Origin of the sequence: Rugamonas aquatica, from assembly GCF_009380215.1 — a bacterium.
GTDB lineage: Bacteria > Pseudomonadota > Gammaproteobacteria > Burkholderiales > Burkholderiaceae_D > Rugamonas > Rugamonas aquatica_B.
This window is the reverse complement of record NZ_WHUG01000015.1, coordinates 101,644-121,494: the sequence shown is the minus strand read 5'-3', so window position 1 is coordinate 121,494 and position 19,851 is coordinate 101,644. Positions and strand designations below refer to the sequence as shown.

Below are 19,851 nucleotides of genomic sequence, written 5' to 3'. Positions count from 1 at the left end.
GCTGCGGTCAGATGGCGTTGCCGACCAATACGGCAACGGGGGCGACGGCCTTCACTGAAACATCGCCTTCGAACAGCAGGTCGATATCCAGCTTGACGCGTCCGCTGCTGGCGATAAAGTGCGTGAGTTCCTTGCGTTGTTCGTCGGTGAGGTTGAGTTTTAACTCTTGATCCTGGCATGCGGTCGGCTGCGACATGGCGTTCTCCTTGAACGGTTGGTGGTGGGGGACATGACTACTAACTTAACGACCGACGCCAATTGACGTTTGATGTTTGTCAAAGGTGTGGGGCTGCGTCTGGCCTGCCGGGCAATGCGTTTATAATCGAACCATGACTATCCCAAAATCTCTCCAGACCACGCTCGTCCATACCGACTACCAGGCGCCGGAAGGCTTTGCCGCTTTCCCTGGCGCCATCCATCATGCCTCGACGGTGCTGTTCAAGAATGTCGCGGCCATGCGCTCGGGCCAATGGAAAGAGAAGAACGCCTATACCTACGGCCTGCACGGCACGCCGACCACGTTCACGCTGGAAGCACGCCTGGCCGAGATCGAGGACGGCAAGCACTGCCTGCTGGCGCCCAGCGGCCTGGCGGCCATCGCGATGGTCGACTTCGCGCTGCTCAAGGCCGGCGATGATGTGCTGTTGCCCGACAACGTCTACAACCCGAATCGCGAGCTGGGCAGCTGGCTGACGGCCGATTTCGGCATCACCGCGCGCTACTACGATCCGCTGATCGGCGAGGGCATCGCCGCGCTGATCCAGCCGAACACCAAGTTGATCTGGACCGAGGCTCCCGGCTCGGTCTCGATGGAAGTGCCGGACCTGCCGGCGATCTGCAAGGCGGCGCACGAGCGCGGCGTGGTGGTCGCGCTGGACAATACCTGGTCGGCCGGCCTGGCGCTGCGCGGCTTCGATCTCGGCGTCGACATCATCATGCAGGCGCTGACCAAGTACCAGTCCGGCGGATCGGATGTGCTGATGGGCGCCGTCATCACGCGCGACCCGGCGCTGAACGAGCGCCTCAGCCTCGCGCACATGCGACTGGGCATGGGCGTGGGCGCGGACGACGCCTACCTGGTCGCACGCGGCCTGCCGACCATGCGCCTGCGCTTCGACGCGCACGACGCGGCCGCCCGCAAGCTGGCCGCGTGGTTGCAGGCGCGCCCGGAAATCACCCGGGTGCTGCATCCCGCGTTTACCGACTGTCCCGGCCACGAGATCTGGAAGCGCGACTTCAGCGGCGCCGGCGGCCTGTTCTCGGTGGTGTTCGACGAGCGCTATACCGAGGCCCAGACCGACCGTTTCGTCGACGCGCTCAAGTTCTTCAAAATAGGCTACAGCTGGGGCGGGGCCAACAGCCTGGTCATGCCTTACCGTATCCAGCGCATGCGCAACGACTGGCAGGACAAGGGCATCCTGGTGCGCTTCAACGTCGGCCTGGAGGACGTCAACGACCTGATCGCCGATGTCGAGCGCGCGCTGGGAGAGCTGCAATGAGCCGCTACTGGAGCGACGTGGTCCACGGCCTGAGGCCCTACACGCCGGGAGAGCAGGTGCAGATGCCCGGCCTGGTCAAGCTGAACACCAACGAGAATCCCTACGGTCCGTCGCCCAGGGCGGTGGCGGCGATGCAGGCCGCCGTCGGCGACCAGCTGCGCAAATACTCGGACCCCGGCAACGCCGCCGTGAAGGACGCCGTGGCCCGCCGCTACGGCCTCGCGCGCGAGCAGGTCTTCGTCGGCAACAGTTCGGACGAGGTGCTGGCGCATACCTTCCAGGCCTTGCTCAAGCACGCGCTGCCGCTGCTTTGCCCGGACATCAGCTACAGTTTTTATCCGACCTATTGCAGCTTGTATGGCATCGAGGCGGTGCAGGTGCCGCTGAACGCGCGCTACGAGATCGACGTGGCGGACTACAACCGGCCGTGCGGCGCGATCATCATCGCCAACCCGAACGCGCCGACCGGCATCGGGCTGCCGCTGCAGCGCATCGAGGCGCTGCTGGCCGCGCATCCCGACCAGGTGGTGGTGATCGACGAAGCCTATGTGGACTTCGGCGGCCAGAGCGCCATTGCGCTGCTGGGCCGCTACGATAATCTGCTGGTGGTCCAGACGCTGTCCAAATCGCGCTCGCTGGCGGGGCTGCGGGTGGGTTACGCGGTCGGCCATCCCGATCTGATCGCGGGACTGGAGCGCGTGAAGAACAGTTTCAATTGCTATCCGCTGGGGCAGGTTGCGCAGGCCGGCGCGGTGGCGGCGATCGACGATGCGGCCCACATGGAGCAGACCTCGCAAGCCATCATCGCCACCCGCGCATGGCTGGCCGCGCAGATGCAGGCGCTGGGCTTCGACGTGCTGCCATCGCAGGCCAACTTCATCTTCGCCCGCCATCCGGGGCACGACGCGGCGCAAATTGCGGCGGGGCTGCGCGAGCGGGCGATACTGGTGCGTCACTTCAAACAGGCGCGCATCGACCAGTTCCTGCGCATCTCCATTGGCACCGACGATGAGTGCGCGAAGCTGGTCGACGCGCTGAAGGCGATATTGGGCTGATCGGCCGCGTCACAGGCGCGACATGACCACCCAGTGGTTGTTCTGGCTACCCAGCGCCGCCGGTACGTGGGCGACAATATGCAGGGATGTTGTTGGATCTCCATGCAGGGAAGACCAGGTATTCTGCAGCGGGTTGAAGCCGACCAGCGCAATATCCGCCAAGCCTAGCAAGTGGCCTATGCCGTACATCTGTTGCAAGCCCAGCCAGCGTGTTTGAAAGAGACCTGTGAAACTGTCGGCCAGCTGGTTGGCCTGTGCTCCACCGAGGGTGCGCAGGTGCTGCGCCAGCGATGGCCTGGTGAAGGGCCGGTTGGCCAGTATGCCCAGCGCATAGATGCCGCAGTCGCCGTCGGGCTCGGTCCAGTGCTGTACGCGCAAGCGTATATCCGGCCTGGTATGGAGCGGGAAGGAATTCGCCTGGAAGTTAAGTATCATCCCCACCGCGCCGGCGGATGCCATTTGCTCGTCCTCTTCCGGTTCGCCCAGCATTTTATCCAGGCTGGTGTCCACAAAGTTAGCACTGTCCTTGGCTGCGATGCTGTCGAAAAACTGGCCCAGGCGCCGACCGACTATCTGCTCGTCGCTATCCAGACACCGGGGCATCTGTTGCGAGATCATGTAGCTGACCGGTTGGGCGCGCGGTCCAGCCTGCCGGATGAAATTCACCGTGCGCTGTATCAGCTGGTCGTCGCTTTCTCCGCCGTTACGGCTGAACAGCAAATGGCCGGCGCGCATCACATTGATCATCGCCGAGGCATTGGTGCGGAAACCGTGCGTATCAAACGACAGTGCATATTTGCAGTGGGCCAGTTCGTCGAAGGATTTCAGCAAGCCGATGACCCTCAAGCGCGGCGTGGTGGTGGCGAGGTCGCGCAAATCGCTGACCAGGTCGGCTTCTTCTTCCTTGCCGGCGATGATGACGCGGAAAGTGTCGGGTATGGCCGCCAGAGTCAAGGCTGCGCACAAGGCCTGGACGTTGCTCCGTGTCGTGCCGTGCCGGGCGGAGATCATCCCGAACAGGACGATGCCCGCTTCGCCGGGCGCCACCGCCCCCACTGTTTGCCGGGACAGGTTCAGGCGCAGCCGCAATTCCTGCATCAGGATGGCCAAACACTGCTTTGTTTTTGGGTCGTCGGTCAGCCGCGGCACCGGCAGGGGATTCGTGGGGCGGACTATGCCTGGAAGCGTGGGTGGATCCAGATAACCAAGGTAGTGGAAGATGCGGCTCAGTACGGTTGTGTGAAGCGAGGTCATCAACCCAGGCACTTGTGACTGCAGTCCCTGCACGTCGTCGGCCGGGAATTCTTCCTGCATATGGCCATGTACGGCCGGATTTAGCGTGATGAGTCCGCTGGGCTGCTCGGACGTCTTGCTGATCCGCTTGACACTGCTGTTTTCATGTACTGTGTAGACGATGACGAGCCGCTTTTCCGCTTCGGCGGCCATCTTGTGCAAGCTATTGATGAGCGCCTGGTTCAGGCCGCGTCCGGTGTAGCCATTGGGGGTGCCGGTGTAGCGTATATGCCAGTTAAGAATCACGATGTCGATCGTTTTGAGCTCCGGCGAATCGAGTACTCTTTCGAATTCGCTCCGTATTTGGGGATTGGTCTCCCTGGACAGCTGGGCCGTGTTGGCGTTGCCGACCGCACCTTGGTAGACAAGGCGGTCCACATATTTGCAGTTGGTTTGTCCACCGGCGATGACGGCTTCAAAATAGCGCTGCATCCAGTTGGCATAAGCGCCATCGCCGCCATGAGCGTCGAGCTTGCAGCGGCCCAGCGTATGGAGCAACGCATATCCCGGTGCCAGGACACGCTGCTTGCGGACCTGTTGCGGGGGCAGGGACGAAGACGATGCGGCGGCGCTGCTGCTGGAAGCCGAGGGAAATTCGGACGACAGCTTCCGCTTCGGCGCCGTGGTTTTCTTCGGAGCGCAAAATGGACAACTGGTGCCCGTGAATTTCCCCCCACATTTACCGCAGATAGCCATGGTCGTCATCCAGTAGTGGCGTTGATAACGGATACTGTCAAAACCTGGAGCGTCGGAGGCGATCAGGCTGACCGGCGATTTTTATTCCGATAATCAGAGTGCGGCCGGCTCGTTGCGATTCAGGCGCAGGATGCCGCTGATCAGGCGATAAGCCTTCCACAGCCAGGCGCCCAGCCAGACCAGGTAGGCCAGCGGTATGCCGATGATGGTGACGAACAGCACGGCGCCGATGGCGACGAAGGCCACGTACCACCAGAACGAGCGGATCATCCAGCTGTGGTGGGTGTGGACGAAAGTGCCTTCGGTGCTGGGCCGCTGCAGGTAGTTGATTGCCAGCGGCAGCACGGAAAACAGGCCGAGCGAAAAGATGAAGCTCACCGCATGAATAATGTAGAGCCACCAGGCGGTGCTCTTGGCCGATTCGAGGCGATTATCCAGTACCAGTTCTTGTGACATGATCGCTCCTTTGTGAGGTGGTCGTTGGCAGTATAGCGACGCCTTGCTTCAGGCGGCGCACAGTGTCGTCAGGCCCGTCGCGGAACACGCCCATGGTTTCGCGCAGGCTCCAGGTGTGCTTGAGCGATACCCAGCCGCCGACCGCAACGCGGTTCTGCATCGGTGGCACGAAGCGGCACAGCGCGATGGCGTCGCGCGAGGCGCGGTCCAGCGAAAACGAGCGGCTCGATTTGATGATGCGCGACTCGGCAACGCGACCTTGCGCGTCGATCAGCAGGGTCATGCGGACCACGCCTTCCTGGCCTGCGTTGAGGTCTGGGGACTGGCGTGCACGATCGCCGCATCTTCCGTGGTGGCTTCGGCCTTGATGGCGAACGACGCACCTAAATCCAGCCGTGGCATCGCCGGCGCGGGCATGCTGTCGACGGCGAAGTCCGCAGCCGGCGCCGTGCTGGAGCCGGCGCCGGAACTCAGCATCGAGACCTGCGTGATCCGGCTCGGCGCCTCATAGGTGAACAGCGTGATCTTGCCGGTCTTTTGCAGCATGAACCAGACGATCAGCAAGTGTAGCGCGACGATCAACGCCAGGCTGGAACCGCGCGTGTTGCGGCCGAGCCCCAAGTTCAAGAAACTCAAATCCTGTTGCATGCTGTCGCCCTCCCGTGTTGTGCGCATTGCGAAAAATATCACACTTCCCGGGCGGTGCCCAGCGGCAGCAGCAAGAATTTGCGCTACAGCGGCCGCACCGGAATGCAGATGTCGCAGGTCATGGCGCCGGTCTGCGGATCGAACGCCAGTTCGGGCGTGAACATTTCGAAGCAGGGGCGGTCGTCGCACTGCAAGCCGCTCGACGGCAGCCAGTTGCGCGTCATCCAGGTCCAGGCGTCTGCGATGGCGGCAGGCTGGCCTTCGAACCGTGCGACCGCGTAGCGGCCGCCGGGCAGCGTGGTGACGTCGGCCGAGCCGGCGGCGGTGAAACTCTCCGGCACGGTCACGCAGGCGTCGTAGCGGCATTTGTCGGGCGGCGTGATGCTCGGGTCGTCGTAGCCGACGCCGTAGCACAGCGCCTGGCCCAGGCCGTGCGATTGCACCCACGGCGCGACGGTGCCGCGCCAGAAGGCGCCGATGCCCGGGCCGTAAGGGCCGATGTGGCGATGGTAGGCGACGCGGGCTGCCGGCAAGTCGATCACTTTAACGTCCATATTGAATTCTCCTGATTGTTTGTTGGAGATGTCATCGTCGCCGATGCCGGTTTGCGGCGTCTGATCGTACTTGCCAAGCACCTGATCCAGATTGCTCTCCGCGCGCCGGTTGCCGCCGAGCGCCTGCGAGGCCAGGCGCTCACGCGTGTCGCGCCGCCATTCGGTTGGCGTGCAGCCGAACCTGAGCTTGAAGGCGCGCGCGAACGCTTCGCCGGAACCGAAGCCGGTGGCCAGCGCCGTTTCGAGCACCGACTCGGGCGGCGTGCAGCTCAGGCGGTAGGCGGCTTTCTCCAGCCGCCGGCGGCGCGCATAGTCGCCCAGCGTTTCGCCCATCCACGATTGGAAGATGCGATGGAAGTGAAAGCGCGAGAAGTTGGCGACATCGGCCAGCTGCGCCAGTTCCAGCGGCTGGTCCAGATGGGTGTCGATGTAGTTCAATACGCGGTTCATGCGGCGCGCGTACTCGGCGCGCGGAGACTGATCGTTGGGGCGGTTCATTTATTTTGCCGGCGTGTCGCGAGACGCGGATTTAATCTATAAAATATAAACATGTTGATTATATAAGTGGCTTGCGCTCATGGCGAAAACTTCGGTGCTGTTTGTCTGCATGGGCAATATCTGCCGCTCTCCCACGGCGGAGGGCGTGTTCCGCCATCGTGTGGAGGCGGCCGGCCTGTCCGAGCAGTTCCGCATCGACTCGGCCGGCACCCACGGCTACCACGTCGGCGAGCCGCCCGACGCGCGCTCGATGGAGTATGCGGCCCGGCGCGGCTACGACTTGTCCACGCAGCGCTCGCGCAAGGTGACGGCCAGCGACTTCGAAGAGTTCGATCACGTGCTGGCGATGGACCACGACAATCTAAGCCTGCTGGAAGCGGCCTGTCCGCCGCAGCACCGGCACAAACTGGGCCTGTTCATGGCGCACGCCAGCCGCAGCGGATCGGATGTGGTGCCGGACCCGTACTACGGCGGCGGCCGCGGCTTCGACCTGGTGCTCGACTATATCGAAGACGCTTCCGACGGCTTGATAAAGCGATTGCGAAAAACATAAGATAGTGGCAGCATACGCCCGTCGATCGCCGCTTGAGAGCGATCCACACCAGGAGAAAAATATGTCGCAACATCGCAGGTGGATGCTGTCCTTGGGCTTGGCCACGGCCATGCTGGTCAGCGGAGCAGGGCAGGCGCAGGATGTGAAACGCATGGAGTCGCTGGCCGAATCGGCCGCCGTCAACGATCATTTTTCCGGCGTCGTGCTGGTGGCCAAAGACGATCAGGTCTTGCTGGACAAGGGCTACGGCTCCGCCAACCTCGAATGGAATATCCCCAACTCGCCGAGCACCAAGTACCGCCTCGGTTCCGTCACCAAGCAGTTCACCGCCGCCAGCGTGCTGCTGTTGCAGGAACGCGGCCAGCTCAATGTGTCCGAGCCGGTCAGCAAATACCTGAGCGGCCTGCCTGCTGCGTGGAGCAAGGTGACGATCTTCCAGCTGCTGAACCATACCTCCGGCATCGCCAACTTCACGGCGGCCAAGGAATACGAATCGATCGAACCGTTCAGCAAGAAGCCGGAGGAAGTCGTGGCGCTGGTGCGCAACCTGCCGCTGGAATTCGAGTCCGGCTCGCGCTTCAACTACAGCAATACCGGCTACGTGCTGCTGGGCGCCCTGATCGAGAAAGTCAGCGGCCAGAGTTACGATGCCTTCGTGCGCAAGAATATCTTTGAACCGCTCGGCATGAAGGACAGCGGCTACGACTGGAACGCCACCGTGCTGCCGAACCGCGCATCCGGTTATGCGCGCGGTAAAAAAGGCGTGAGCAATGCGGGCTTTATCAACATGAGCGTCCCGCACGCGGCGGGCGCGCTGTACTCCACCAGCGGCGATCTGCTGCGCTGGCAGCGCGGCCTGTATGAAGGCAAGCTGCTGTCGCCGGCGTCGCTGGAGGCGATGACGACGGCCTATCACTCAGGTTATGGCTTCGGGCTGGGCATCCAGCAGAAGGATGGCGGCAAGGAGGTCGGCCACGGCGGCGGCATCGAAGGCTTCGCCACCGAGGTCCGCTATCGCATGGGCGACAAGATCAGCGTGATCGTGTTGAGCAACGTCCAGGGCAGCCAGCTGGAGTCGCTGACCGCAGGCCTGACGGCGGCGGCGCGCAACGCCAAGTACGTGCTGCCGTCGGAGCGCAAGGACATCGCCTTGTCGGCCGCGCAGATGGCCGCTATCGCCGGCACCTACACGATGCCGGACGGCCGCCGCCTGTGGCTGCGCGTGAACGACAGCGGCATGACGAGCCAGTTGCAAGGCCAGGGCGTGCTGCCGATCTACGCCGAGTCGGCGAATCTGCTCTTCCTGCGCAAGGTCGATGCGCAGCTTGAATTAAGCCGCGATGCGGCCGGCCAGGTGGAGGCGGTGACGCTGCAGCAGGGCGGCCGCAATATGCGTCTGCCGCGCGTGGCCGAAGCGCCGCCTGCCGTCGAAACCCCCGGCGCCTCGGCGCCGGAAGCTCAATAAGGAGATCACATGAAACTCAAATCCGTTTTGCTGGCGGCGATGGCCGTGAGCTCCGCCGCGGCGCAGGTGCATGCACAGGAAGCCGTGCCGCAGCAGCTGCTCAAACTGGTGCAGGCCTATACCGAGGCCCAGCGCGATTTCGAACCGTCGAAGATCGACGCCATCGTCACGCGTGATTTTTACGAAGTGTCGCCGCTGGGCGAGGTCGATCCGCGCGAGAAGGTGCTGGGCTTCTACCTGCCGGCCAACAAGCGCGAGGCGCCGACGATGGAAGTGTCCGAGTCGTCCGTTCAAATGTACGGCAACACCGGCACCATCGTGGTCAAGCTGTCCGGCACGGTGGCTGTGCCGAACGCCGAGAAGCGCAGCTTCGCCCTGCGCGTCGGCTATGTCGCGGTGAACGAAGGCGGCAAGTGGAAGCTGGCGTCGGCGCAGTACACCGGCATCCGCCCACCCAAACCCCAGTAACGCCGCCAGCCGTTCAGCCGGGCGGCAGCTCGCGGATTTCGACGCTGCCGCCGGCCTCGTAGTCGGGGTTCCCGGCCAGCAGCAGCTTGGCGTCGTCGATGCTGGCGGCGCGCACGCGTATGAAGCCGGTGACGTTCAAGCCGGCCGCCTGTTCCGGCCGGCCCTTCTTCAGGCGCTGGCCGCTGCCGATGGAACTGCCGCCGTCGAACTGGCCGCTCTGGCGCAGGCCGGCGATGTAGTCGTCCCAGTCGCCGTCGCTGCTGTCGGGCGCATCGTCGAGCATGAGGATGATGTAGTCGCTCATCGCGTCTCCAATCAGTGTGAGGCGGCGAACACCGGGCCGCCGAGGTAGGAATAGTAGAAGCGGTGCTGCCGCTTCGACAGCAGCACATGGTGGGCGCGCAGGAAGTCGCGGCCCAGCACCATCTGGTGGCTTCGGGTATCGACTCCTTCCCCGTCTTCCAACACGGTGATGCGCGGATGGTCGATCTTTTCTTCGCCGATCGCGAAGCTGTCGAAGGTGGCGATCCATGAGCGCTGGGATTTGCCGTTGACGCCCACCAGTCGCCGGCCTGTGTGGACGCCAGCGGCGTCGGCGGCGAAGCCCAGGCGCTCGGCGGCGTGCTGGGTGATCGTCGAGACGGTGGCGCCGGTGTCGATCAGCGCCGTCAGCTTGCTGCCATTGACCTCCACCGGGACCGTGGCGCGGCTGTCGTAGGCCGGAATCTTCAGCGGCACGTCGAGCGCGTTGACGTCCCAGTAGGCCAGGGACTTGTCCTCGCAGCCTTCGGCGCGGAAGAACTTCAGCTGCTTGTCCGCCAGTGCGATTTCGAGATCGGCCTGCAGCAGATAATCCGCGCCGACGATGCCGCCGTAGCCGGGATAGTCGAAGCCTTCGATCACGGGGAACAAGGCCTGGCGTACCCGCGCAGGTCCGATGGTCACTTCGTCGGGACGCGCGGCGTACATCTGCGCCTGTCCGCCCACGCCATAGGCCTTGTCCTGCGTGGGCGTGAGCGTCAGTTGCTGGCGGTCGATTTCCGCGCGCGTCAGCACCGTTTTGTAGGCGCCGGTGTCGATCAGCACGTGTACAGGCTTGCCGTTGATCTGCGCATCGATGTAGGGCTGGCCCCATTTGTCGTTGGCGCCGATAGTCAGCGTGGCGAGTTCGTTGTAGCGGCATTCGGCGGCGGCGTGGCTGGCGCCGGCGGCCAGCAGCGGTGCGCAGAGCAGGAGGTGACGGATCATGAATAAAGGCGGCGATAAAGGCTATGACAGATGGGCTTTGATGTTATCATTTTAATCAAATTTTGTGTTTGATATCGCCATGAACAAATTACCTCCCGCCTGGACCGCATCGCCTGCGCCGCCGACGTTGGTTGTCGTCGGCCAGGACCGGATCGAGGTACTGGGCACCAACGTCAGCACCGCCGAGGAACTGGTCAAGCTGCTGTTCGAGCAAAAAATCGAGCGGATAGACTTGCAGGTAGAGAGCAGCATCGACTATGAGCGCGTCGGCAAAGTCATCTACTCGGTGGCGCGCAGCGGCGTGCTGATCGCCTAGGTCCGCCGTCCCGCTTAACCCCTGATTGCGACCATTCATCGCCGTTAATTGAGGCTTGGTCGGATGCGGCGCGCAGGCCGTGGTTATTTTGCCTACAGTGAGTTATTGCCATCCACATCGAGAGCGATGGCGATACTACCTGGACGGGAAAATATCATGCGTACTTTTATGTGGGCTTTGGCCTTGTGCTGCTGTGCTCCATGCGTTGCCGGCGCCACCGAGAAACCGGCGCAAACTATCGAGCTGCAAGACTTCAAGGGCCAGTACGACCTGGCCGATGGCCGTTTGCTGACAGTCACCGAGCGTAGCAAGAAGCTGTATGCGCAGATAGGCGGCGCTCCGGCGGTCGAGCTGGAGGCCGTGGGGAAGGGCGTGTTCATCACGCGCTGGGGCGGCATACGGGTGGAGTTCGACCAGCGCGACAACGGCAGCGTGGCGGGCGTGCGCCTGCACGGGCCCGAGCAGGTCGCGCGCCGGCAGGATTGAGTATCAGGTCAGCAGCGGAAGGATGCCGTCCAGGCCGACGAAGTTGAGCGCGACGTTGGCCTGCTCGCGCACCACCGGCTTGGCGCGGAAGGCCACCGACATGCCGGAGATGCTCATCATCTTCAAATCGTTGGCGCCGTCGCCCATGACGATGGCCTGCGATGGCGAGATGTCCAGCTCCGCGCACACGCGTTCCACCGTGCGCTTCTTTTCTTCCGCATCGACGATGCCGCCGACCACGCGGCCGGTCAGCCGGCCGTTGACGATTTCCAGTTCGTTGGCATGGGTGTAGTCCAGGCCCAGGCGCTCCTTCAGCCGCGACGTGAAGTAGGTGAAGCCGCCCGACACCAGCAGCGTCTTCAGGCCGGCCTGCTGCACCGCCTTGAGCATGGTCTCGGCGCCCGGCGACAGCTGCAGGCGCTCTTCGTACACGCGCTCCAGCGCCGACGCTTCCAGGCCTTCCAGCAGCGCCACGCGGCGCTTCAGGCTTTCGGAGAAATCGAGCTCGCCGCGCATCGCCGCCTCGGTGATCTCCGACACTTGCGGCTTGAGACCCTGCATGTCGGCGATTTCGTCGATGCACTCGATGGTAATCAGCGTCGAATCCATGTCCATGGCGACCAGCTTGAATTCGCTCATCTTGTGCATGCCGATCGAGTAGGTGGCGTCCAGCTGCGCCGCCTGGGCCGCCACTTCGATGGTCTGGCGCAGCGCCGGCGAAAAGGTGATGCCTTCGCAGCGCAGCGCGCGCTCGTTCAGCCAGGTGATGTTTTTCGGCGCCGTCAGCGCCGCGATGCGTTCAAGGCGGGCCTTGCAATCATCCAAGCCTTGCAGTACCAGATTCATGGTGTTTTTTGCGTTCTTCATCTTCATTCAGGCGTATAGCGTTTTTTGGGCTAAGCGCCCAAGTTACGTGTTATGGCTCATGCGGTCAACTGTTTGATCGCACCTTTGATCTGTGCGACACGCGCAGCCAGGTCCGGCATGGAGGCGGTGATCTTCAGTTTGTCCTGGCCATTGAGCTTGATCTGGCGGTTCTTCTGTATCAGGTCGATGATGCGCATCGGGTCGATCGGCGGCTTGGCCATGAACTGCAGCGTGGCCGCCTCGCCATGGGCGTCGATCTTGATGATGCCAACGGTTTTGGCGGCGATGCGCAGGCGGTGCGTCTCGATCAGGGCCTTGACGGCGTCCGGCAATTTGCCAAAGCGGTCGATCATCTCCTCCTGCATGTCGTCGATCTTGTCCTGGACGTTGCAGTTGGCCATGCGCTTGTAAATAGATAGCCGTTCGTGCACATCGCCGCAGAAATCGGCCGGCAGCAGCGCCGGCACATGCAGGTTGATCTCGGTGGTGGTGGCCAGCGGCGCCGCCAGGTCGGGCTCCTTGCCGGCCTTGAGCGAACGTACCGCCTCGTTCAGCATGTCCGAATACAGCTGGAAGCCGATCTCGGTCATCTCGCCCGACTGGTTGTCGCCCAGGACTTCGCCGGCGCCGCGTATCTCCAGATCGTGCATGGCCAGATAGAAGCCGCTGCCCAGTTCTTCCATCTGCTGGATGGCGTCCAGGCGGCGCTGCGCCTGCTTGGTCAATCCCTGCACGTCGGTGACCAGCAGGTAGGCATAGGCCTGGTGGTGCGAACGGCCGACGCGCCCGCGCAGCTGGTGCAGCTGCGCCAGGCCGAACTTGTCGGCGCGGTGCATGATGATGGTGTTCGCGGTCGGCACGTCGATGCCGGTTTCGATAATCGTGGTGCACAGCAGGATGTTGTAGCGCTGCGCCACGAAGTCGCGCATCACCTTTTCCAGGTCGCGCTCGTGCATCTGGCCGTGGGCCACGGCGATGCGCGCTTCCGGCAGCAGCTCGGTCAGCATCGCCATGCGGTTCTGGATGGTCTCGACCTCGTTGTGCAGGAAGTAGACCTGGCCGCCGCGCTTCAATTCGCGCAGGCAGGCTTCGCGGATGATCGATTCGCCCTCGCTGCGCACGAAGGTCTTGATCGCCAGGCGCTTTTGCGGCGCGGTGGCGATCACCGAGAAGTCGCGCAGGCCTTCCAGCGCCATGCCCAGCGTGCGCGGAATCGGCGTGGCGGTCAGCGTCAGCACGTCGACTTCGGCGCGCAGCGATTTCAGGGCTTCCTTCTGGCGCACGCCGAAGCGGTGCTCTTCGTCGATGATGACCAGGCCGAGGCGGGTGAACTTGACGTCGTCCGACAGCAGCTTGTGGGTGCCGATGACGATGTCCAGCGTGCCGTCGGCCATGCCCTTGATCGCCTGCGTGATCTCCTTGCCGGTGCGGAAGCGCGACATTTCGGCGATGCGCACCGGCCAGTCGGCGAAGCGGTCGGCGAAGGTTTGCGCATGCTGCTCGGCCAGCAGCGTGGTCGGCGCCAGGATCGCCACCTGCTTGCCGCCCATGACGGCGATGAAGGCCGCGCGCAGCGCCACTTCGGTCTTGCCGAAGCCGACGTCGCCGCACACCAGCCGGTCCATCGGTTTGCCGGAGGTCATATCCTTGATGACGTTGTTGATCGCTTCCTGCTGGTCCGGCGTCTCGTCGAAGCCGAAGCTGTCGGCGAAGCGCTCGTAGTCGTGCGCCGAGTATTCGAACGAGTGGCCCTGGCGCAGCGCGCGGCGGGCGTACAGGTTGAGCAGCTCGGCGGCGGTGTCGCGCACCTGTTCGGCGGCCTTGCGCTTGGCTTTCTCCCACGCGCCGGAACCCAGCGCGTGCAGCGGCGCGTCTTCCGGCGAGGCGCCGGAGTAGCGCGAGATCACATGCAGCTGCGATACCGGCACGTACAGCTTGGTGTCCTTGGCGTATTCCAGGTGCAGGAACTCGGTCTCGCCTTCGCCCAGGTCCATGCTGGTCAGGCCCATGTAGCGCCCGATGCCGTGGTTGATGTGCACCACCGGATCGCCGATCTTCAGCTCCGACAGGTCGCGCACCATCGATTCGACCTGGGTGACGGCTTCCTGCTTCTTCTTGCCGACGCGGCGGCCGGAGCCCGCATACAGCTCGGTCTCGGTGATGAAGATGAGGTTCTCGTCCGGCGTCGACAGCTCGAAGCCGGCGTGCAGCGGCGCCACGCCCAGCATCAGCTTCTCGCTGGAGGTGGCGAAGCCTTCGTAACCTTCGACCGGCGTCAGCGCCAGGTCGTATTCGTTGAAGTACTGCTGCAGCGTTTCGCGGCGGCCGTTCGATTCGGCGCAGATCATCACGCGGCGGCCCGCCTGCAGCAGGTAGGCGCGCAGATTGGTCAGCGGGTCTTCGCTGTGGCGGTTGACGGCGATGTTGGGCACCGGCGCCGACAGCTCGGAGGCGCCGCTGTCGGCGTCCTTGGACACCACCAGCCGGCCGTAAGGCTTGGCCAGCGTGAAGAACTGTTCGTCCGACAGGAACAGCGTTTCCGGCGCCAGGATGGGGCGTTCGCGGTCGGCCTTGAGGAAGCGGTAGCGCGAGCCGGTGTCGGTCCAGAAGCGTTTGATGGCGGCGTCGATGTCGCCGACCAGGGCCAGCGCCGCGCCTTGCGGCAGGTAGTCGAACAGCGTGGCCGTCTCGTCGAAGAACAGCGGCAGGTAGTACTCGATACCGGCCGAGGCGATGCCGCTCTTGATGTCTTTGTACACCACGGCGCGCGAAGGATCGCCTTCGAACTGTTCGCGCCAGCGGTTGCGGAAGGTGGTGCGCGCCGCTTCGTCCATCGGGAACTCGCGGCCGGGCAGCAGCCGCACCTCGTGGACCGGGTACAGCGAGCGCTGGGTGTCGGCGTCGAAGGTGCGGATGGTTTCGATGGTGTCGCCGAACAGGTCGAGCCGGTAGGGCAGGGCGGAGCCCATCGGGAACAGGTCGATCAGGCCGCCGCGCACCGAGTACTCGCCGGGCGACATCACCTGCGCCACGTGGGTGTAGCCGGCCAGCGTCAGTTGCGACTTCAGGCGCGCTTCATCGAGCGACTCGCCCTTTTTGAAGAAGAAGGTGTAGGCCGCCAGGAACGATGGCGGCGCCATGCGCACCAGCGCCGTGGTGGCCGGCACCAGCATCACGTCGCACTGGCCGCTGGTGATTTCGTGCAGCGTCGCCAGGCGTTCGGACACCAGGTCCTGGTGCGGCGAGAAGGCGTCGTAGGGCAGGGTTTCCCAGTCCGGCAGCAGGTGGCAGCGCAGTTGCTCGCCGCCGAACCATGGGATCTCGTCCAGCAGGCGCTGGCCGTCGCTGGCGTTGGCGACGATCACGGCCAGCATCTGGCCCTGGGATTTGAGTTCGAGCGCGGCGAGCGCCAGTGCGTAGGCGTCCGACGAGCCATGCAGCGCAGGCAGGGCGAAGCGGGTGCCGGGTTTTGGTAGGGAGTTTTTTAAGACCAGGGACACAACACACATTCAACGGTTAAGGAGACCTCAATGCACCGCCGGAGGGGCAATGCCGCTGCCGACATTATAGACGAAGCCCCGTCCTCCCGCCGAGGTCAACTCAACCCCGCTCACGCCGGCTTGGGCGGCCGGTTCGCTATGCCGAAGGGCACATGGACCATCGGTATGTTGCCGCCGGCCGACTTCAGGTGGCTGAGCTGGTCGTCGAAGAAGATGTGCGGCTTGAAGATGCCCAGCACCCGGGCTTTTTCCATGCCGCCCAGGAAAAATGTTTCGTTGGCGGACACGCCCCAGCTCTTCAGCGTGGTGACGACGCGCTCGTGCGACGGCGCGCTGCGGGCGGTGATGATGGCGATGCGCAGGATGCGCTTGTACGAGGGATCGCGGCGCTGGGCGCGCTCTTCCAGCCGCTGCATCAGCGACAATTTCTGGAACAGGTCGGCCAGCGGGCCGGGCTGGTGGGGGATGGCGACCCGCTCGCGCTCGTGCGCGTGGAACTCGTCGACGTCGTTGTTGCGCTTGAAGACGGTTTCCGATTCGTCGTCGGCGATCACGCCGTCGAAGTCGAAAGCGACCCGCAATTCGTCGTCGTCATCGTCCTCGATGCGCGACGGCAGCACCAAACCGGCCGGATATTGGGCCGCCAGGGCGTTGCGGACGTCCTCTTCGTTGGCGCTCAGGAACAGAGAGGTATTGAAGGCCGGCAGGTAGGTGTACGGCGATTTGCCGGTGACGAAGCAGGCGCGCGAGATGTCCAGCCCGTAATGGGCGATGGAGTTCATCACCCGCAGCCCGGTCTCGGGCGAATTGCGCGACAACAGCACCACTTCGACCGGCGCCGATTGCGCGTAATGCTTGTTGATGCCGAGGAAGCGGCGGATGAAGGGGAAGGCCACGCCCTTGCCCAGGATGACGTCGATATGCTGCTCCTGGTACTTGCGGTACTCCTCGGCGCCGCCCTCCAGGTAGATCTTGTGCGATTCGGTCAGGTCAAACAGCGCGCTGGAAGCGATGCCGATCACCAGTTTGTGCTCGATAGGGTAGGCCATGGTCTCGTCGGTGGATTGCTGGGTGGATTGCTATAAGCATCACTTTAACCGATCTACATTCATCACGCCTGGCATATTATTGGTATTGTATTGGTCATATGAATAAAATATTTTTCTTATCAAGAATGTTATTGATGTTGTTATTGAGATATAATTCAGCCCTTGCTTGTGGGTTTCCCCTGTTTCTCAACGAACATACCAATTACATACCATGACTATTTCCACTCTGATGCACCGCATTTTGCCGCTGGTGCTGGGCGTCGCTGCCGCGTGCAGCGCCCAGGCCGCAGCGCCGAGTTTCGACCTGGGCCTGGCTTCGGGCTACAGCGGCTATTTCTACGGCAACGCCAGTAACTTCACCGACGTCGAAGGCCGCCTGGCCGTCGGCGGCAACCTGACGACCTCGGGCGCCTCGATCGGCTACCGCACCCCGTTCGGCGTGACCGCGCCGAGCGTGGTGGTCGGCGGCAACGTCAAGCTGAGCGGTGGCGACATCTACGCCGCGCCGCTGACCAACGTGAACACCAACGCCTCGATCGGCCCGATCACCGAGTACACCAAGAACTACAACGGCTACGGCGTCTACGGCGGCACCAACACCTCGTCGTCCTACCTGAACCTGAGCAAGGCCAACATCGCCGGCTACACCGACTTCAGCGCGGCCAAGACCCAGCTGACCGGCCTGTCGAGCACGTTGAACAGCCAGGCCGGCAATGGCACCGTCAACTTCGCCAACGGCGGCATCGAGCTGATTGGCAACAACAGCTCCAGCCTGCAGGTGTTCAACGTCAACACGCGCAACCTGAAAAATCTGTCGCTGAGCAACGTGAAAGACGGCGCCACCGTGGTCATCAACGTCACCGGCAGCGGCGACGTGGTGTTCGGCGGCGGCCAGGATGGCCTGCTGGAGAAGCTGCGCGCCAACGTGCTGTTCAACCTGAACGACGCCAACGTGGTCCAGGTCAACACCTTCGTCTGGGGTTCGGTACTGGCCAACAACGCCGTGCTGTCGGGCGCCGGCCACCTGGAAGGCAGCATCGTCGCCAAGTCCATCGTTAGCGCGGTCGAGATCGGCTACGAGCCTTTCAAGGGCTACGTCGCTACGCCGGTTCCTGAGCCGGAAACCTATGCCATGCTGCTGGGCGGCCTGGCACTGATGGGCGTGGTCGCACGTCGCCGCCGCGCCGTCTGATTTGGTGCTGCGTCGTTAAAAAAAGCTGCCTCGGCAGCTTTTTTTGTTTCTTTCTTGCATGGACGATTGCCACTGGCCGTGGGCTGAGATACATTGGGGCATCCTCAGGACGGAATCCGGCGTGCTCAATCTCGACACTCTATTACTGGTTCAGGTCTGCATCACGCTGTTGACGACGGCGCTGCTGGTTGCTTCCGCGTGCTACACCGGCAGCCCTGCCGAGCAGCGCTGGTGGGCCGCGGGCAATCTGGTGGTGTCGCTCGGGCTGGCGATGACCAATATGTACGGCGTCCCGGACATCCTCAACACCATCATCGGCTACGGCGTGATCGCCCTCGGCATCGGCCTGGTGCAACGCGGCCTGCGCGTCTACTGCTCCGAAATACCGCGCTGGCGCGAAGTGGTCGTAGTGACGGTGGTGGCGCTGCTGATCCCCGCCTACTTCACGCTGGTCGTGCCCAGCCTGCGCGCGCGGCTGTGCTACAGCGGCTTTTATTTCGCACTGCTGAACTGGCTGTGCGCGGCCACGCTGGCGCGCCACGGCGGCTGGCGCGGCATCGTCATCAGCGTGGCCGGGTTCACCGTGCTGGGCATGGCGCTGTTCGCGCGCGGCATGAACATGGTGTTCCACAGCGATCCGGCCGACGTGCCGGGCTCGCTGGTGATGGGGGCCAGCATGCTGGCGATCCCGCTGGCCCAGGTCTGCATCGCCTTCGGCCTGATCCTGATGGTGATGTGGCGCTATGCGGAACGCTTGCGCAAGCTGTCGACGCTCGATGCGCTGACCGGCGCGCTGAACCGGGCCGGCCTGGAGATCCAGGGTAAGCGCGTCGGCCTGCGGGCGCAGCGCGGGCGGCGCAGCCTGGCCGTCATCATGATCGATGTCGACTTCTTCAAGAACATCAACGATACCTACGGCCATCCGGTCGGCGACGAGGTGCTGCGCCACATGGCGCGCATCCTGAGGCTGGAGTTGCGGCCCTACGATCTGCTGGCGCGCTTCGGCGGCGAGGAGTTCGTGCTGGTGCTGGACGGCTTGAACCGCGATGCGGCGATCAAGGTCGCCGAACGCCTGCGTGCGCGCATCGAGCTGGAGCTGGTGGAAATCGATGCGCTGTCGGTGCGCTACACGGCCAGCGTCGGCGTGGTGTCGTCCGACGAGCACGGCTACGACCTGATACGCCTGATCTCCGCCGGCGACGCCGCCATGTATGAAGCCAAGCGCGCCGGCCGCAACCGCGTCATCGGCGGCTGATCGGCGGCCGGGCGGTCAGCGAGCGGCGGGCCGCGTCAGGACAGCAGTGCGATCAGCGCGTCCGGGTGCAGGCCCCAGCCGGCCAGGCCCGACAATCCCATCAGCACGCCGAACGCCGTCGGCACCAGCGCCGTGAAGTACAGCGCCCACAGCTGCGTCAGCGCGGTGATGGCCAGCAGCGAGATGGCGATCGCCAGCAGCGCGTCGGACAGATCGAACTGGTCGTCCTTGAAATTGGCGGCGTCGTAGGTCTTCTGGTCCTGCTCGGCCTGGGCCTTGGCGTCGGCCTTCTTGCCGGCCTGGTCTTGCGCGATCTTTTCATACTGCTGTATCGCTTCCCGATACGCAGCCTGCTCGGCGGCCGGCTTGCCCGTTGCGGCCAGGCGCAGCTGCACCACGGTCGACTTGGCCACCTCCTCGCGCACGTTGCGGGCCTGGTAGAAGGCCCAGTGGTCGACCCGGTTGGCCTGCGCCTGCTGCATGCTCTGGTTGATGTTGTCGTCCTTGACCTTGCAGATGCCCATGAAGGTGGCCAGCAGCGCGACGGTGATGGCGACGGTGGCGTTCAGCTTCTTGCCGGTGGCCGGCGCGTCGTTTTGCGTGTCGACGATATCCAATGGTTCCATGTGTCCTGATTCTCAGTGTAAAAACCGCAAGCTTAACCTACAACTGTGAGCGCTGAGCCACACACTGCACGAATGTGATTGACGCTGCGGTAGCCGGGCAGCATATTTAGTTATGTACGGAAATATC

At 63.6% G+C, this 19,851-nt stretch carries 21 protein-coding genes; 9 read left to right on the top strand and 12 right to left on the bottom strand.

All coding sequences use genetic code 11. The features are described from left to right. Positions 1 to 7: 7 nt before the first annotated feature. On the bottom strand, positions 8 to 196 hold the full coding sequence (locus tag GEV02_RS26805) for a hypothetical protein (protein ID WP_152840955.1): 189 nt from the start codon (positions 194 to 196) through the stop codon (positions 8 to 10). 133 nt (positions 197 to 329) lie between these two features. Between GEV02_RS26805 and GEV02_RS26800 the strand changes: the two genes are divergently transcribed. Together GEV02_RS26800 and hisC are read left to right on the top strand one after the other, a co-directional pair. Continuing rightward, positions 330 to 1,499, top strand: coding sequence for a cystathionine beta-lyase (locus GEV02_RS26800; RefSeq protein ID WP_152840954.1), 1,170 nt, complete (start codon positions 330 to 332; stop codon positions 1,497 to 1,499). After that, complete coding sequence (gene hisC, locus GEV02_RS26795) at positions 1,496 to 2,554, top strand: histidinol-phosphate transaminase (protein ID WP_152840953.1); 1,059 nt, start codon at positions 1,496 to 1,498, stop codon at positions 2,552 to 2,554. Before GEV02_RS26800 ends, hisC begins: the two co-directional genes overlap by 4 nt. 9 nt (positions 2,555 to 2,563) lie before the next feature. Here the strand turns inward: hisC and GEV02_RS26790 are convergent, their stop codons facing one another. The 5 genes from GEV02_RS26790 to GEV02_RS26770 all read right to left on the bottom strand — a co-directional run bounded on the left by GEV02_RS26790 (position 2,564) and on the right by GEV02_RS26770 (position 6,699). Beyond that, positions 2,564 to 4,543 carry a hypothetical protein gene (locus GEV02_RS26790; protein ID WP_152840952.1) on the bottom strand — a complete coding sequence of 660 codons (1,980 nt, stop codon included), beginning with the start codon at positions 4,541 to 4,543 and terminating at the stop codon, positions 2,564 to 2,566. 93 nt (positions 4,544 to 4,636) lie between these two features. Beyond that, entirely contained in the window at positions 4,637 to 4,999 is a 363-nt protein-coding gene (locus tag GEV02_RS26785; protein WP_152840951.1) for a DUF4870 family protein, read from the bottom strand. After that, positions 4,974 to 5,282 carry a TonB family protein gene (locus GEV02_RS26780; protein WP_152840950.1) on the bottom strand — a complete coding sequence of 103 codons (309 nt, stop codon included), beginning with the start codon at positions 5,280 to 5,282 and terminating at the stop codon, positions 4,974 to 4,976. The genes GEV02_RS26785 and GEV02_RS26780 overlap by 26 nt, the downstream gene beginning before the upstream one ends. After that, positions 5,279 to 5,626, bottom strand: a complete 348-nt coding sequence (locus GEV02_RS26775; RefSeq protein WP_152840949.1) for a hypothetical protein — start codon at positions 5,624 to 5,626, stop codon at positions 5,279 to 5,281. Before GEV02_RS26775 ends, GEV02_RS26780 begins: the two co-directional genes overlap by 4 nt. 104 nt (positions 5,627 to 5,730) lie before the next feature. Further along, a complete protein-coding gene (locus GEV02_RS26770; protein WP_152840948.1) occupies positions 5,731 to 6,699 on the bottom strand; it encodes an AraC family transcriptional regulator in 969 nt (322 codons plus the stop codon). 79 nt (positions 6,700 to 6,778) lie between these two features. Here GEV02_RS26770 and GEV02_RS26765 point away from each other — a divergent pair, with 79 nt between their 5' ends. From GEV02_RS26765 to GEV02_RS26755, 3 genes are all read left to right on the top strand, one after another. Further along, on the top strand, positions 6,779 to 7,252 hold the full coding sequence (locus GEV02_RS26765; RefSeq protein WP_152840947.1) for a low molecular weight protein-tyrosine-phosphatase: 474 nt from the start codon (positions 6,779 to 6,781) through the stop codon (positions 7,250 to 7,252). Positions 7,253 to 7,313: 61 nt separating this feature from the next. Beyond that, positions 7,314 to 8,717 (top strand): serine hydrolase, encoded by a 1,404-nt coding sequence (locus tag GEV02_RS26760; protein WP_152840946.1) that lies wholly within the window; start codon positions 7,314 to 7,316, stop codon positions 8,715 to 8,717. Positions 8,718 to 8,726: 9 nt separating this feature from the next. Then, positions 8,727 to 9,185: a nuclear transport factor 2 family protein gene (locus GEV02_RS26755; protein ID WP_152840945.1), complete on the top strand. Its 459-nt coding sequence runs from the start codon at positions 8,727 to 8,729 to the stop codon at positions 9,183 to 9,185. A gap of 13 nt (positions 9,186 to 9,198) precedes the next feature. On the opposite strand, the gene GEV02_RS26750 is transcribed toward GEV02_RS26755, so the two are convergent. Beyond that, on the bottom strand, positions 9,199 to 9,489 hold the full coding sequence (locus tag GEV02_RS26750) for a YciI family protein (RefSeq protein WP_152840944.1): 291 nt from the start codon (positions 9,487 to 9,489) through the stop codon (positions 9,199 to 9,201). An 11-nt stretch (positions 9,490 to 9,500) separates the two neighbouring features. Then, positions 9,501 to 10,433: a retroviral-like aspartic protease family protein gene (locus GEV02_RS26745; RefSeq protein ID WP_152840943.1), complete on the bottom strand. Its 933-nt coding sequence runs from the start codon at positions 10,431 to 10,433 to the stop codon at positions 9,501 to 9,503. 79 nt (positions 10,434 to 10,512) lie between these two features. Between GEV02_RS26745 and GEV02_RS26740 the strand changes: the two genes are divergently transcribed. Both GEV02_RS26740 and GEV02_RS26735 read left to right on the top strand, forming a co-directional pair. Next, positions 10,513 to 10,749: a hypothetical protein gene (locus GEV02_RS26740; RefSeq protein WP_152840942.1), complete on the top strand. Its 237-nt coding sequence runs from the start codon at positions 10,513 to 10,515 to the stop codon at positions 10,747 to 10,749. Between the two features lie 156 nt (positions 10,750 to 10,905). Next, positions 10,906 to 11,235 (top strand): DUF3471 domain-containing protein, encoded by a 330-nt coding sequence (locus GEV02_RS26735; protein WP_152840941.1) that lies wholly within the window; start codon positions 10,906 to 10,908, stop codon positions 11,233 to 11,235. Between the two features lie 3 nt (positions 11,236 to 11,238). Here the strand turns inward: GEV02_RS26735 and serB are convergent, their stop codons facing one another. The 3 genes from serB to GEV02_RS26720 all read right to left on the bottom strand — a co-directional run bounded on the left by serB (position 11,239) and on the right by GEV02_RS26720 (position 16,651). Continuing rightward, entirely contained in the window at positions 11,239 to 12,081 is an 843-nt protein-coding gene (gene serB / locus GEV02_RS26730; protein ID WP_152840994.1) for a phosphoserine phosphatase SerB, read from the bottom strand. 77 nt (positions 12,082 to 12,158) lie between these two features. After that, positions 12,159 to 15,611, bottom strand: coding sequence for a transcription-repair coupling factor (mfd, locus tag GEV02_RS26725; RefSeq protein WP_152840940.1), 3,453 nt, complete (start codon positions 15,609 to 15,611; stop codon positions 12,159 to 12,161). Between the two features lie 101 nt (positions 15,612 to 15,712). Beyond that, positions 15,713 to 16,651 carry a 5'-nucleotidase gene (locus GEV02_RS26720; RefSeq protein ID WP_152840939.1) on the bottom strand — a complete coding sequence of 313 codons (939 nt, stop codon included), beginning with the start codon at positions 16,649 to 16,651 and terminating at the stop codon, positions 15,713 to 15,715. Between the two features lie 211 nt (positions 16,652 to 16,862). Between GEV02_RS26720 and GEV02_RS26715 the strand changes: the two genes are divergently transcribed. Further along, positions 16,863 to 17,843, top strand: a complete 981-nt coding sequence (locus GEV02_RS26715) for a choice-of-anchor A family protein (RefSeq protein ID WP_152840938.1) — start codon at positions 16,863 to 16,865, stop codon at positions 17,841 to 17,843. Positions 17,844 to 17,964: 121 nt separating this feature from the next. Further along, positions 17,965 to 19,098 carry a GGDEF domain-containing protein gene (locus GEV02_RS26710; protein ID WP_328595923.1) on the top strand — a complete coding sequence of 378 codons (1,134 nt, stop codon included), beginning with the start codon at positions 17,965 to 17,967 and terminating at the stop codon, positions 19,096 to 19,098. Between the two features lie 35 nt (positions 19,099 to 19,133). On the opposite strand, the gene GEV02_RS26705 is transcribed toward GEV02_RS26710, so the two are convergent. Beyond that, positions 19,134 to 19,724 carry a DUF4337 domain-containing protein gene (locus GEV02_RS26705; RefSeq protein ID WP_152840937.1) on the bottom strand — a complete coding sequence of 197 codons (591 nt, stop codon included), beginning with the start codon at positions 19,722 to 19,724 and terminating at the stop codon, positions 19,134 to 19,136. Positions 19,725 to 19,851 lie beyond the last annotated feature (127 nt).